We start from the raw sequence: 12,318 nt of genomic DNA, 5'->3' as shown, positions 1-12,318 counted from the left end.
AATTAAAGTAACGTTAGGTTAACGACAACTTTGACTCCCAGCCCAAAATCTAAGAAGTAGCACGGTGCTTTGGTCTTAGGATCGGAAACGTAAGAGATTGGATTGTCAGAACGATTATATATTGGATTTGCCTTGCCGTAGATGCGATTTGTTGTCTCATGTAATTTTACAACCTCGGTGATTAATTTCTTACCCGCTTCTTCTACCTCTCCTATGGCATCAAATTCTTCAATACAGTCTTTGCTACAAAAGTGTTCTACTGAATCTAAAAGATGTTCAGGTATGTTATGAGGTTTGCAGCAGTTTTCGCAAAGCTTGCTCATGCAGCTAGTGCATAGAGGCAATAAATTATCTTTAGAATAAAATTTGCCGCATTTATCACAGTTTAATGTTGTTTTTGTTGTCTTCATGATTTGTTTTTTTTGAATTAGAATCGTCGATTTTGATGTAGGTATTCGGCTGCTTTAGATTTTGCCGAAGTAGGAGTAGAATCTTCCAAAGTGTTTTCTCCCTTTTTTAACCAATTAATTAAGGCAGCTCGAGAGAAGAGCAGTTTTTTCCCCTGTTTAAAGAAAGGAATCTCGTTCCGGTGGGTTTTACCGTAAATAGTAGCCGGACTTAAATCCAGAAGCTTTGCAGCCTGTTTCGCATTAAGGATGTCCTCCTGGTTGTTTTCTTCAGCTTCCTTCTTGGAGAGCTGGTAAAGTTCTGAAGCGAGCTTTTTAAGATCCTCGCAGGTGATCAAATTCAAGTGTTTCATAATCCTGTTTTTTAAGGGTTTTATTATTACAGGATGTAAGAGTAGACAGAATTCGCAGGGTAGTCTTTATTGGTGGGTGACCCGTGGGTAAGACGTGGGTTTTTGCAAAAAATTGATATTTAGTATCTTATACTCAATAAATATGGAGAGCTAAAACAAAAAAACCAGCTAATATGGGTAGCTGGTTTTCTTTTTGAAGTTTGATTTACTTATTTTTTTCGCGCCTTGTTTATTTCTTTTAGAACTTCACTTTCTATTAGTTTTACTTCAGCTTTTAAGGAGTACAAATTTGAAGCGTCTAATTTATTTATAAGAGTTTGACAGAATTTTCCATTTTGCATATTTACGAAATGTGGATATTTTTTCTGAAATAAGGTGTAGGATTGGGCGTCTCCAGCTACTTTATAGAAAATACTTAAATCTTTAATGCCGGATAGAACATGAGAAAAGCGAATTAACTCTGTTTTATCCATGCCTTTTCTTGATGTAAGTATTCTATCATGAAAAACCTTTAGAAGAAAAATTTTCTCTTCCTCCTTGAAGGAGCTTAATAATTGTTTTGTTTTGGCAATATCTTCAGTGTAGTCTCTTTTAATTTTGCTTCCTATGGTTTTTGGTGGCGGATAAATCTTTTTATGAAGCTTTAAGAAGTATTCAGCTGACTCGTAGTTATGGTCGAACTTTGTAAGATCTATTGGTTTCCACTTCTTGTCCTTATAAACCAAATCAAAATATTTATAATAGTTGTTAGCTATATCTATGATATCTTCAAAGGCTTTATTCTCCGCTAAATCCTCTACAAAAGCTGGGTAGTCTGTTTCAGAATGCTTCTCTAAAAATAACTTTTTTGTCTTCCTCCCCAGCACACCTGGAAAAAGAAATTCCGGGAATGTAGCTTTGTTGTTCTTACTTGTAAAATATCTATAAATTTCAAGGTTGCTCAATAACTTAGAGGTTTCGAAGTGTTGTTTTTTCCAGCCATCAATTTTCGATCTAACTTCGTTATAAGTTTCCTGATAATCCCGCTCGTCCTCATCGTCTTCCTTTGAGCTTTTGAATTCACTATTGATGAAATCTTCTAAGTTCTGGAAGGTGGCCTGGTATTTCTCTTTAAATAACTTACTATAGTCCATCCAAGTCTAAGTTTATTCTATTAGCTGCTTTTACCTTATTTTGATCCATGACCTTGGTATATATCTGTGTGGTGGATACATTTTTATGGCCTAATAGCTTTGAAACCGTGTAGATATCCGTTCCATTTGCTAATTGTAGTGTGGCATAACTGTGCCTAAAATTGTGAAAAGTAATTTTCTTGTGAATACCTGCCTCGAGGAGCCATTTTTTAAGAGGTCTGGAAATTTGAGAATATTTAATATCAGTAAAAATTTGTCCCTCCTTCGTCTTTTGCTCACTAAGAATATTTACGGCTGATCTGGATATAGGGTGGTTCTTAATGTTTCCTGTTTTTTGCTCCCTAAACTGAATGTAATAGCCCTGGTGGGAGTCCTCATATACATCTTCCCATTTTAAATTAATTACGTCAGAAAAACGAAGACCAGTTAAAGCTGAAAATACGGCCATATGTTTCACTTTCTCGTTATCAATAGGGGTTTTCCAGAGCTTTGATAATTCCTTTTCAGAAAGGTACTCCCGGTGTGTTTCCTGTTCCCGAATATATCTGGCATTTTCAGCCAGGTTTTTACTCAAAAGCTTATCCTTATAGGCTCTCTTTAGGACCATGATAAAATTTTTATAGTACGTGGAGGCTGTATTAATCGACAACTTTTTTTTGTTGGTTCTAAGATTTTTGGTGGTTAGGAGAAAGTTTCGATAATGATTTACATGCCATTCAGTCAAGCTTTGGGTAGTAAGGTCCTCTCCCATAAAAGCTTTCCAGTAAGTCAGGGAAGATTTCCAGGAATGGTAATTTCCTTTGCTTCCGGTGTTATAGTACTCATCTACTACTTCTTGGAAATACTGGCTGAATTTAATATCCATTACAATATTATCTACTAATCCGAATTCTTTGTTCTTCAGTTGCAGAAACCGGGTGGCTCTTATTTCCTCAGCTATTTCAAGTTGTGATTCATTAAACCTTTCTTCCTTGGCGTTTTCAGGAAACTCATAAATCTTGAGTTTTAGAAATTCTCTTCGAGAAAGTTTACCTGTTTTAGGAATGATGACAGGAGGGTAGTAGTCAAGGTAAAGACTAAGCATCCCACCTTTTAGAGGTTTCGATCTTAAGGTAACGTTTGCCATGGGTTAGTTTTGTTGGTTAAAAATATAATCTACTTCAGTTCTCTTGATACGGGTAAGTCTCTGTCCCAGATTTACTGCTTTTAATTGTTCATTTTCTATGAGACGATAAATAGTCTTTACTGAACAACCGAGTAAAACGGCTGCTTCTTTTACGCTGAGGAATTCCTTCAGTTGTAAATCCTGAACCTTTTCCTTGGGATCAGCTTTTACCTTCTGTGGTTTAGAAACCTTTTGAATTTTTTCAGCTCTTTTTCTGGCCTTATAAGCAATTTTAGCACAGGTGTCTCCACAAAATTTTGTGACAGTAGTTTTCGCGATGAATTCGCTGTTGCAGAGCTGGCACTTTTTCTTGATTCTAATATTAGAGCTCATAGACCAATTTTAATGTTGATATGCTCGATTAGATATCTCTAAGGGACATTTCGCTTGAGTTTTTAAAGGGCTATAGAAGTTTTTACGGGTCGTAATCTCCCCTAAATTTTGGGACAAAATTTTCATTTTCATTTTTGGTGGCTTTATGAGTAAATAAGAGACATTCATAAGCCAAATCTAAATAAAAATTTTATTATAAAAGGTACATATTTCAAAAAAAATGTACCTTTTAACAAAAGACAACAAAATAACTTTTGTTCCTAATCCCAGTAATAATGTGCTATTTGGTTTGTTTTGATTTTTGTTGTTTTGATTTTCTATTTGCCAATACAAAAATTAGCAAAAATATTCCCAAGCAACTCATCATTCGTGACTTCCCCGGTGATCATCCCGAAATGATAGAGGGCCTCGCGTATGTCGATGGCGAGCAGGTCTCCTGAGAGGTTTTGGTTTAACCCTTCCTGCACCTTGTTGATCTCTTCCAGAGCCTTTAAGAGAGAGTTGTAGTGCCTTGAGTTGGTGACGATGGTATTGTTATTTCGCAGCTCGCCGGTGTTCACGAATTTCAGTAATTTTTGCTGAAGCTCCTCAACTCCCTCGCCGGTTTTGGCAGAGATCATTAGCAATTGAGTTCCTTCGATAGCATTAAAATTTTTCTGAAGTTCTGAAATTTGAGCTTCGGTAAGTAAGTCTATTTTATTAACTACAATGATCAATGGTTTTTGGGGAAAGCGGTTTTTAATCTTTTCAATTTCACTTATAACCGATTCATTGATTCCCCCTTTGGGGGTTAGGGGGCTTAGATAGAGCACTACCTGCGCCTGACTTATCTTTTCAAAGGTCCGCTTGATCCCGATGCTTTCCACTACATCTTCGGTTTCCCTTATGCCGGCGGTGTCAATGAAGCGAAACCCAACGCCACCAATGGAGATCTCGTCTTCAATGGTGTCACGGGTGGTACCTGCTATTTCTGAAACTATTGCCCTCTCTTCATTGAGAAGGGCATTGAGCAAAGTGGATTTCCCAACGTTAGGTTCACCTACAATGGCAACGGGAATTCCGTTTTTGAGAACGTTACCTACCGCAAAGGAATCGATGAGCCGGGCAAGGACCTTTTGTATCCTGCCTACCAGATCCCGGAATTCATCGCGGTTGACAAACTCCACATCTTCTTCGGCAAAATCGAGCTCGAGTTCGATGAGGGAAGCGAAATTCAGCAGTTCCTGTCGTAGGCGCTGGATCTCGTTGGAGAAGCCGCCGCGCATTTGCTGCATCGCCATTTGGTGAGACGCGGCATTTTCAGAAGAAATTAGGTCGGCAACCGCTTCTGCCTGGCTCAGGTCCATCTTTCCGTTAAGAAATGCCCGAAGGGTGAATTCCCCGGCTTCGGCACTGCGACATCCTTTGCGGATAAGCAACTGAATGATCTCTTGCTGAATGTACGGACTCCCATGACAGGATATTTCAATTGTATTCTCCCCCGTATATGACCGCGGACCATGAAACACTGAAACCAGCGCCTCATCAATAACGCGCTCCCCATCCATTATATTCCCCAGGTGAATGGTATGCGAAGGCTGCTCCTTCAGGGTTTTCTTGCTTTTAGCCTCAAACAAGCCTGAAACAATATCCACCGCCTCCGGACCTGAAACCCTTATCACAGCAATTGCCCCCGCCCCTGCAGGGGTTGCCAGGGCAACTATGTTGTCATTTATTCTCATGGGTGCAAAGGTAGGAAAAGTAGTTAATAGTCGTTAGTCTTTAGTCTTTAGACGTTAGATGGGGTTCGTTGTTTGGTGTTTGTTGTTCGTTGTTTGGTGTTTGTTGTTTGTTGTTTGGTGTTTGTGGTTTGGTGCTTGGTATTTGGTATTTGTTGTTTGGTGCTTGGTATTTGGTGTTTTGTATTTGGTGTTTAGTGTCGGTTCTAAGTTAAAATTTTTGGAGCGAAAATGATTTTCCTTTTTTCGTAGGCTAATTGTGTGCTATCCATAGAGTGATACGGAGTTTTACTTATATTTCAGGGGGAGTTTAAACTATAGTTGGTGATTCAACCACAAACAACAAACCGGCCTGCCGCAGGCCGGCTACAAACCACGAGCTCCACAATGAAAACCTATCAATTAAAGAAACCCTCCAGGCTGGGTAACTAATTAACCAATTCCAAACTGTAACATTTGCAAGTCCTTAGCTACTAATATGTTTGTTTGGCCATAGTTTTATTCAAATGGATTTAATATCTTAAATTTATATAAGAAAAGCAGTGTGTAGTGAGTAGAAATGAGTATTGGGAAGAAGTTACCGTAGCAGGTTCCAACTATCCACTCTCCACTCTCCACTATCCACTTTTTTTAACAGACAACCGACAACAGACAACCGATAACAGACAACCGCAAACCATCATGAGAGAAGACAAGCAACTACTGGTAATTACACATTTGAGTCAGCTACTGGACCTAATAACCGGGATTGGGGGCTTTATTGTACCCTTAATTATATGGTTAACGCAAAAAGACAAGGTCTATGGGATGGATGAGCACGGGAAAATGATCCTCAATTTCCAGATAAGCATGTTTATCTACAGCATCGTGAGTATCCCGCTAATATTCCTGTTTGGCCTGGGAATATTTTTACTTATTGCCATTGGGATCCTTGTACTTGTTTTTCCAATTCTTAATGCAATAAGGGTAAGTAATGTAGAGCGGCCTGAATATCCACTGAGCATTCAATTCCTTAAATAGCTTACTGTCCCTGTATTATTGAGATTTTTAAATTCCTGTAGCTTGTAAAATTTTTCAGGATAATTTTTATTGTGCTGACTTAGAATATGTTATATTTAATACGGCTAAGCATAATTCAAGTTACCCCATAGCATATATAATACCCATTCATTTTATGAATGAAAGATGGTATGCAGTAATATTAAAAATAGAACCCTGTGTTCCTCCCGGCTGGTTATCCCCAATAATATTTATATTCTAAACTATGATGACATTCTAATGAAATAAAATATCCAATGGAGCAGGGAAATGATCATATGGACCTATCTGCATTAAGTGCCAGAGCTCAGAGATTGCTGCAATGGGATCCCGCTACCATTACCCCTGCTATCTTAAAAAGTGAGGTGACTAATCTTCTCCGCGAAATTGAACAATGCCGGGAAAGGCTGGAACAAAAACAACAAAAGTTTAACGAGCTTAAAGAAGAGGAAAAAAAGATGGCTGCGTGGAGGTATGATGAGCTTTATGAGTTTTCTCCAACCGCTTTCTTCACCCTTACAGAAACAGGTGTGATCCTGGATCTCAACCTTACTGCTGCACTGCTATTGGGAAGGGAGAAACAGGAGTTTAAGAAAGCTGATCTCTTTGACTATATAACAGAAGATACCAAAGATTATTTCAGTAAATTCCTTAAAGAGATCTTTTTGCTAAAGGACATAGGAACCTGTTATGTGAGTATTCTCACTTCTTCCAGCGAAACTATTTACACCCAACTCACTGGGGTGACCACGCGATATGATAAAACCTGTTTGATAGGCATGGCAGATGTTACACAAATTACAAAAGCAAGGGAGATGTTTGAGGACCTGTCCCTCATCGCCATCCATACAGATGAGCTTGCAATGATCACAGATGCTACAGGGAATATCGAGTATGTAAACCCGGCCTTTGAAAACCTTACCGAATATTCCCTGGAGGAAGTCATGGGGAAAAATCCAGGTAAATTTCTGCAAGGCCCTGAAACAAATCCTCAACATGTACAGGCTTTTAGGGATGGAATGAAAAAGCAGGTGCCATTTTCGCAAGAGATCCTTAATTACACAAAATCTGGCGAAAAATTCTGGTTGTCAATTTCCATCAATCCCATTTTTGACCCTTCAGGAAATCTTGAAAAGTTCATTGCGATAGAGAAAAATATCACGGGACGTAAAGAGCTGGAGGAACTACGGGAATTTGAAAGGCAGGATAAAGAAACGTTGATAAACAGTACAAGTGATCCTATATGGAGTGTGAAGAACGACTATACCCTTGTAGCGGCGAACAAGGCTTTTTTGGAAAGGATGAAAAAGATCACAGGGATAAGGTTTAAGAAAGGAGATAATATTTTATCTCCCGCCGTATTTAACAATGAGGTGATAGAATACTGGAAGAAAAATTACAGCAGGGCCCTGCAGGGGGAACAATTTTTACTGGATACCCAGGAGCAAAAGATAAAAGGAGGGGAAAAGGAATATTTTGAGACTACTTTCAATCCCATCTTTGTAAACAATAAAGTGGAAGGGGTGGCCTGTTTTGCCAGGAATATCACCGAAGCAAAAAGGAATAAGGAAGCTATCATCGACTCCAACAGAAAACTGCAGACCGCGCAGGAGATCGCAAAACTTGGTTACTGGGAATACAATTTGGAAAAGCAAAAGCTTTTCTGGTCCCCGGAGGTGTACAGGATATGGGACATGCAGGATGATGATATCGAGATCACTATGAGTCAATACATTGCTGCCATACACCCATCCAACCGGCCCGGCTTAGACAAGTTCCATACAGCCGCAAAGCAGGGTAAAAAACACCTTGATGCTCAATACAGAATCCTACTAAGGAACGGAAAGGTGAGATGGATAAGGGAAACAGGTATCCTTATAAAAAAGTACGGGAACGGTGATGGATTTTACGAGGGAACCATACAGGATATAACCTCACAAAAAGAGTATGAGAACAATATCCTTAATATCAATGAGAAATTAAGGAGGCTCACTTCCCACCTGCAAAATGTGCAGGAGCAGGAAAGGATCAATATTTCCCGGGAGATACATGATGAACTGGGACAACAGTTAACCGGGATTAAACTGGATGCCAGTTGGTTGAAAGGTCATATCAACATTGAATGCCCGGAGATGGAAGACCGAATGAACAGGTTAATTGATAATATAGACACCACCATTGAGAATGTAAGGCGTATAGCTACCACTCTTAGGCCCGGGGTGCTGGATGACCTTGGCCTGGAAGCAGCAGTGGAATGGTTATGCTCCCAATTCCAGGAGCAAACCGGCATTAAGTGTGAACTCAAAACCTCGACTTCCTCTCCTGCTTACAGTGACGCCATAAATACGGCGGTTTACAGGATCTTCCAGGAAGCGCTCACCAATGTAGCACGACACGCGCAGGCCACAGAGGTAAAAACGATTTTGAAGGAAGAGGACAATAACCTTGAACTTTTGGTTATAGATAACGGGAAAGGAATTAGCAATGTGAATGGGAAGAACCAGGGATCACTGGGGATAACAGGGATGAAGGAGAGAGCCTGGATACTGGACGGGAAATTTTCAATTAAGAGAAGAAAAGAAGGGGGTACAATAATGTCGCTCACTATCCCGTTGAAAAATCTACCTAATAACTAGGAATATGAAAATCTTAATCGTTGATGATCATCCAATTCTAAGAAAAGGGTTAATCGAAATTCTTAACGAACATTTTCCAGACCTTTCCTGCCTGGAAGCCTCCAACGCGGCTGAAGCTATGTCACAGCTACGAAGGCAGACTATGGACCTTATCCTCCTGGATATTTCCCTACCAGGTATCAACGGCCTGGAGATACTTAAGCAATTACGTTCTGAGACTATAACTACACCAGTTCTAATCTTAAGTGTACAACCCGAGGACCAGTATGCCATAAGGGTCCTTAAAGCCGGGGCCTCCGGTTACCTTAAAAAAGACAGCGCCCCGGAAGAGTTAATAAATGCAGTGAATATTCTTTTGCAAGGAAAAAAATACATATCGGCCAATGTGGCCAACAAGCTTGCACAATCCTTATCTGATCCACTGGATTCTACTGCTTACGAAAAATTATCAGACCGGGAACTACAGGTTCTTAAATATATTGCCTCAGGAAAAACAGTATCAGAAATAGCCCGGGAAATTTCACTTACAGTTAACACAATAAGTACATATAGAGCCCGGGTTCTTGAAAAGCTTCATCTTAAGAACAATGCCGAACTTACACGATATGCAATGGATAATTCCCTGGTGTAATCTTTTGTAGTATAGAATACTACGTTACTTTCATACTCTGTACTATTTCCTTTGCTCTTTCTTTTGTGTTATTTTGAAGTAGATATAATTTATTATTATTGGTTAGGTTGTTAAACACGGTTTCTTCCAATAAGAATTGCGATTTTTAATTGTATCCATTCGCAACTTGTTTTGTTTGGTTTTATAGAAGAAGCCGTGTTTATTTAAAATTTATTGGAAGTAGATCATAGACAACCCCTCAAAAGATCCTGAAGCCGTTCCCCTACAACGGTACATTTTAACCCCAACAGTTTTAGAGTTCAGGAGAAAAAAATCAGGCCCGGCGAAATGCCGGGTTTGGTTTTTTTTAATGAGGAGGCTGTAGTACTTTCTATTACAGGATTTTCATAGTTACTCCTATCTTTTTAATAAATAGAAATGATTTTCTTAATATGGACTAACCCATTATGCCAGAGAAAATATTGAAAATAATTACTGTTGATGATTCCCGCTTGATGATCCCCTATTTTGAGCATATCTTCAGGGACCTGGAGAATGTGGAATGGGTGGGTCATGCCTATTCTATAGAAGAGGCCCAACAGTTGATTGAAAAGGAAAAACCAAATACAGCCTTTCTGGATATTTGCCTGAAAAAGGGAAATGGGTTCAGGCTTCTGGAGCTCATTAAAAAGAAATACCCTTTGATTAATGTCTTTATGTTAAGCAACACAAAGGATGAGCTTTACACAAAAAAGAGCCGGGAAATGGGGGCCCTGTACCTCATAGATAAAACCAGGGAATTTCATTTGATCCCTTATTTCCTGCAAGCCGTAGAAACCGCTGAAAAGATAGGGGAGAGTATTTCACAGTTTAATCCATCTGATATTGATTCTTCCAGAGAGTGAAGAGCTACATATGGTGATGACACATCTTTTTTTCCTCTGAAAAGCTCAAAAACTATCTGACATTTTTCCTTGTAATATCTTGTCCCGTTAGGGACTTCCTATGGGTAGAACATCTATGGGTTCATAATCCCCCGTGCCTTTAGGTACGGCATATGAAGGTGCAGTTTATATTCTGTACCTAAAGGCACAGGAAATCTTCAGGGTTATTTTTTTCTACCCATATTTTGTCCCTACAGGACAGGAAACCTCCTGACTTGAGGCTAAGTAACCCTTTCTATAAAATCCGTATGATTCTCATTTATTTCCCAATTCCCTTTAGCTTCAGGAGACGTTGGGCGCGTTTATTCTGTTTAAAACGTACGGGGAAGCTCAAAGTCTGAAGACTTCGCGCAGCGGAATTACAGCACCCTTTTTTGTCATTCTGCGGAACCCTTTTCGGGCGACCAAGGATCTCGGGTGGGGCTAATTGTTATGGCTTTCTTTAAGCGTTTGCGGTAGCGAGAGGTGAATTAGCAGGTGGGTTTTTGAATGGAAAATGCTTTTTTATTTGCTACTGTCCCATCCCACTGCACGGGAGGTTGAGATCCTTCACTTCGTTCAGGATGACAAAACTGAAGGCACAGCGCGAAACCAAAAAAAACGCCACCCCCAAAAAGGATGGCGCTGTATTATTTTATCAATAAATCGAAAGTAATTTAGTAAGCTTGCTTACTAATCATATCTCATATCTCAAGTCTAAAATCTCAATACTCAATACTCACTACTCATTACTAGTTATTCAACATCACCGGCATCACCAGCATCGTGATCTTTTCCCCTTCGTCAAGTCCGTCGACCGGAGTAAGGATCCCTGCGCGGTTTGGAAGGCTCATTTCCAGCTGAACTTCATTCGCGTTGAGGTTATTAAGCATTTCTGTAAGAAAACGTGAGTTGAAGCCTATTTGCATATCGTCACCCTGGTATGAACAGGTCAGTCTTTCTTCAGCCTTGTTGCTGTAGTCGATATCCTCAGCAGAAATATTCAATTCTGCCCCGGCGATCTTTAGTCTTACCTGGTGGGTGGTCTTATTGGAGAAAATAGAAACCCTGCGCACAGAACTTAAGAACTGGCTGCGGTCTATGATCAATTTATTCGGATTCTCTTTAGGGATCACCGCCTCGTAGTTCGGGTATTTCCCGTCTATCAACCTACAGATAAGGGTAGTGTCTTCAAAAGTGAATTTTGCGTTGGAGTCGTTGTACTCAATAAGCACATCTGTCTCACTTCCTGCCAGGATCCCTTTCAGCAAATTCAAAGGTTTCTTCGGCATTATGAATTCTGAAGCCTGGGAGGCAGAAACATCCTCACGGCTGTATTTTACAAGTTTGTGGGCATCTGTAGCAACAAAGGTCAAACCTTCAGTAGAGAACTGGAAGAACACCCCACTCATCACCGGCCTAAGGTCATCGTTCCCCGAGGCAAAGATGGTCTTGCTTATGGCAGTTGCCAGCACGTCTCCCTGGACAACAGTACTGCTAGGATCGCTAAGTTCTACCGCATTCGGGAATTCCTCACCATTGGCATAGGCCAGGGCGTATTTCCCGTGATTTGAACTTAATTCTATTGTGTTGTTATCCTCCACCACAAAAGTTAGCGGCTGCTCCGGGAAGGTCTTTAAAGTTTCCAGTAACAACTTTGCAGGAACCGCAATTGCACCTTCTGAGTCTGATTCTACCTGCAGCTTGGCAGACATGGTAGTTTCAAGATCTGAAGCAGAAACAGTTAACTCATCCTGTTTTAATTCGAATAAAAAATTATCTAAAATAGGCAGGGTGTTATTGTTGTTGATAACCCTCCTAAAATTTGAAGCTGTTTCAGCAAATATGTACTGGAGACAATAAATTTCATGGACGTATCGATTGGTTTTAATCAATACAAATATATCCTAATCATTCAAAAAGCATAGTACAACTGAGGATATTTTATCAACAGGCTTTTACTGCTGAAATAATTTAAAGTATTGATTACTAATTACTTAAA

At 39.8% G+C, this 12,318-nt stretch carries 10 protein-coding genes and 1 pseudogene; 4 read left to right on the top strand and 7 right to left on the bottom strand.

Features of this window, described 5'->3' with window-relative positions; genetic code table 11:
- Window positions 1-2: 2 nt before the first annotated feature.
- From FHG64_RS02590 to mnmE, 6 genes are all read right to left on the bottom strand, one after another.
- The gene (locus FHG64_RS02590; RefSeq protein ID WP_139064942.1) at window positions 3-410 is read right to left on the bottom strand and encodes a hypothetical protein; all 408 of its coding nucleotides are present in this window, start codon (window positions 408-410) and stop codon (window positions 3-5) included.
- 17 nt (window positions 411-427) lie between these two features.
- Entirely contained in the window at window positions 428-760 is a 333-nt protein-coding gene (locus tag FHG64_RS02585; protein WP_139064941.1) for a helix-turn-helix domain-containing protein, read from the bottom strand.
- Between the two features lie 209 nt (window positions 761-969).
- Window positions 970-1,893, bottom strand: a complete 924-nt coding sequence (locus FHG64_RS02580; protein ID WP_168191303.1) for a hypothetical protein — start codon at window positions 1,891-1,893, stop codon at window positions 970-972.
- On the bottom strand, window positions 1,883-3,019 hold the full coding sequence (locus FHG64_RS02575; protein ID WP_139064939.1) for a tyrosine-type recombinase/integrase: 1,137 nt from the start codon (window positions 3,017-3,019) through the stop codon (window positions 1,883-1,885). The genes FHG64_RS02580 and FHG64_RS02575 overlap by 11 nt, the downstream gene beginning before the upstream one ends.
- A gap of 3 nt (window positions 3,020-3,022) precedes the next feature.
- A complete protein-coding gene (locus FHG64_RS02570) occupies window positions 3,023-3,391 on the bottom strand; it encodes a helix-turn-helix transcriptional regulator (protein WP_139064938.1) in 369 nt (122 codons plus the stop codon).
- Between the two features lie 317 nt (window positions 3,392-3,708).
- Window positions 3,709-5,112: a tRNA uridine-5-carboxymethylaminomethyl(34) synthesis GTPase MnmE gene (gene mnmE / locus FHG64_RS02565; RefSeq protein ID WP_139064937.1), complete on the bottom strand. Its 1,404-nt coding sequence runs from the start codon at window positions 5,110-5,112 to the stop codon at window positions 3,709-3,711.
- Between the two features lie 678 nt (window positions 5,113-5,790).
- On the opposite strand from mnmE, the gene FHG64_RS02560 reads away from it, so the two are divergent.
- From FHG64_RS02560 to FHG64_RS02545, 4 genes are all read left to right on the top strand, one after another.
- Window positions 5,791-6,129: a DUF4870 domain-containing protein gene (locus FHG64_RS02560; RefSeq protein WP_139067873.1), complete on the top strand. Its 339-nt coding sequence runs from the start codon at window positions 5,791-5,793 to the stop codon at window positions 6,127-6,129.
- Between the two features lie 275 nt (window positions 6,130-6,404).
- Window positions 6,405-8,783, top strand: a complete 2,379-nt coding sequence (locus FHG64_RS02555; protein WP_139064936.1) for a PAS domain S-box protein — start codon at window positions 6,405-6,407, stop codon at window positions 8,781-8,783.
- A gap of 4 nt (window positions 8,784-8,787) precedes the next feature.
- On the top strand, window positions 8,788-9,414 hold the full coding sequence (locus FHG64_RS02550) for a response regulator (RefSeq protein WP_139064935.1): 627 nt from the start codon (window positions 8,788-8,790) through the stop codon (window positions 9,412-9,414).
- 446 nt (window positions 9,415-9,860) lie between these two features.
- A complete protein-coding gene (locus FHG64_RS02545; protein ID WP_139064934.1) occupies window positions 9,861-10,298 on the top strand; it encodes a response regulator in 438 nt (145 codons plus the stop codon).
- 770 nt (window positions 10,299-11,068) lie between these two features.
- On the opposite strand, the pseudogene dnaN reads toward FHG64_RS02545, so the two are convergent.
- Window positions 11,069-12,186 (bottom strand): annotated as a pseudogene (gene dnaN / locus FHG64_RS02540) (DNA polymerase III subunit beta).
- Window positions 12,187-12,318 lie beyond the last annotated feature (132 nt).

Origin of the sequence: Antarcticibacterium flavum, assembly GCF_006159205.1 — a bacterium.
Classification (GTDB): domain Bacteria; phylum Bacteroidota; class Bacteroidia; order Flavobacteriales; family Flavobacteriaceae; genus Gillisia; species Gillisia flava.
This window is presented reverse-complemented; position numbering and strand designations above follow the sequence as displayed.

Excerpts from the sequence above, each read along its gene's own strand:
- FHG64_RS02590 (WP_139064942.1), bottom strand. The coding sequence starts at position 410 with ATGAAGACAACAAAAACAACATTAAACTGTGATAAATGCGGCAAATTT.
- FHG64_RS02550 (WP_139064935.1), top strand. The coding sequence starts at position 8,788 with ATGAAAATCTTAATCGTTGATGATCATCCAATTCTAAGAAAAGGGTTA.
- mnmE (WP_139064937.1), bottom strand. The coding sequence starts at position 5,112 with ATGAGAATAAATGACAACATAGTTGCCCTGGCAACCCCTGCAGGGGCG.
- FHG64_RS02555 (WP_139064936.1), top strand. The coding sequence starts at position 6,405 with ATGGAGCAGGGAAATGATCATATGGACCTATCTGCATTAAGTGCCAGA.
- FHG64_RS02570 (WP_139064938.1), bottom strand. The coding sequence starts at position 3,391 with ATGAGCTCTAATATTAGAATCAAGAAAAAGTGCCAGCTCTGCAACAGC.
- FHG64_RS02545 (WP_139064934.1), top strand. The coding sequence starts at position 9,861 with ATGCCAGAGAAAATATTGAAAATAATTACTGTTGATGATTCCCGCTTG.
- FHG64_RS02580 (WP_168191303.1), bottom strand. The coding sequence starts at position 1,893 with ATGGACTATAGTAAGTTATTTAAAGAGAAATACCAGGCCACCTTCCAG.
- FHG64_RS02560 (WP_139067873.1), top strand. The coding sequence starts at position 5,791 with ATGAGAGAAGACAAGCAACTACTGGTAATTACACATTTGAGTCAGCTA.
- FHG64_RS02585 (WP_139064941.1), bottom strand. The coding sequence starts at position 760 with ATGAAACACTTGAATTTGATCACCTGCGAGGATCTTAAAAAGCTCGCT.
- FHG64_RS02575 (WP_139064939.1), bottom strand. The coding sequence starts at position 3,019 with ATGGCAAACGTTACCTTAAGATCGAAACCTCTAAAAGGTGGGATGCTT.